At 41.9% G+C, this 1,224-nt stretch carries 1 protein-coding gene and 1 pseudogene; both read right to left on the reverse strand.

Features of this window, described 5'->3' with window-relative positions:
• Nucleotides 1-116: 116 nt before the first annotated feature.
• On the reverse strand, nt 117-920 hold the full coding sequence (locus Q0095_RS05280) for a transporter substrate-binding domain-containing protein (RefSeq protein WP_297882035.1): 804 nt from the start codon (nt 918-920) through the stop codon (nt 117-119).
• A gap of 100 nt (nt 921-1,020) precedes the next feature.
• A pseudogene (locus Q0095_RS05285) lies at nt 1,021-1,224 on the reverse strand (amino acid ABC transporter substrate-binding protein); the annotation flags it as partial.

A 1,224-nucleotide genomic window follows, 5' to 3' on the forward strand; every position in this document is an offset into this window, starting at 1 on the left:
AAGATTGCGCGATAAATTTTATGTGATCCCCGCTGCAAGAGCTAAAGCATAGCAAGCAGGAGATAAAATTTACGTGATAAATCTTGCGTAATAAATTTTAAAATGAGCCGCAAATCCTACAAGAAGCTGTAAATTCCATCTAGCAAGAAATATCTTTTATCCGCAGCGCCGTGATAAAATGGATTAAAAGTCCCTTCGTATGCCTTTTCAAAAAAGCCCTCTTTGCTTAGCTTTATAAGCTCTGCATTGACGAAATCCAGTAGCTCTTTATTGCCCTTCTGCACGCCAATACCCATGAAATCGGGCTTACCTAGCGTTTTAAGCGGTACTTCCACCTCGCTATCGACTACCGGATATGCCATTGCGATTAGATTATCGGTCGCGTAGGCGTCCACGTCGCCGTCTTTTAGCATGCGGTAGCACTCTCTAGCGATCTTACAAAATGTAAAATTTCCAAAACCTTCTTGTTTAAAAAATGCCTCGCCCGTACCGCCGTTTTCGAGTAAAATTCTCTTCTCTTTCAGATCGGCTAAGGATTTTATTCTATCGGCTTTGCGGGTTAAAACTCCAAGATTTACTGAAAAATACGGTGTTGAAAAATCGATCTGCTGCGCGCGTTCAGGCGTAATGGTAATCGTAGCGATGACGATATCTACGCGGTTGTTTACTAGTGCTGGAATTCTATCCTCGACCTTCATCGGCACAAGCTCGATTCTGCCGCCTTTTTCGCCGAAAAGATCATTTGCTATGGCCTGTGCCATCGTAACTTCAAAGCCCTCGAAGGTTCCATCGTTTAGCTCGCTAAAAGGAGGCTGTCCGTCGTAAACACCGATGCGAACGACGCCTTTTGATCTGATCTGTTCCAGACTATCGGCAAAAGCAACGATAAATGGTAGCAACATTGCAAGAAGCAATTTCATGGCAAATCCTTAAATTTAATCTCTTTTCCGCCTTCAAATGAAGCAGGAAATTTTATTTATTAAAATTCTAAAAGCCGGACTCAAAATTTAAAGCAAGCTCTTAGAGCATATTATAAATTCCATCTAGCAGAAAATATTTCTTATCCGCCGTACCGCGATAAAATGGATCAAAGCTCTGCTCGTAGGCCTTTTTGAAAAAGCCCTCTTTGCTCAGCTTTATAAGCTCTGCATTGACGAAATCAAGTAGTTCTTTATTATCTTTCTGCACGCCGATGCCGATGAAATCGCTAGGACCTAGGTTTTT

The sequence above is a fragment of the uncultured Campylobacter sp. genome, from assembly GCF_938045535.1.
Lineage (GTDB): Bacteria > Campylobacterota > Campylobacteria > Campylobacterales > Campylobacteraceae > Campylobacter_B.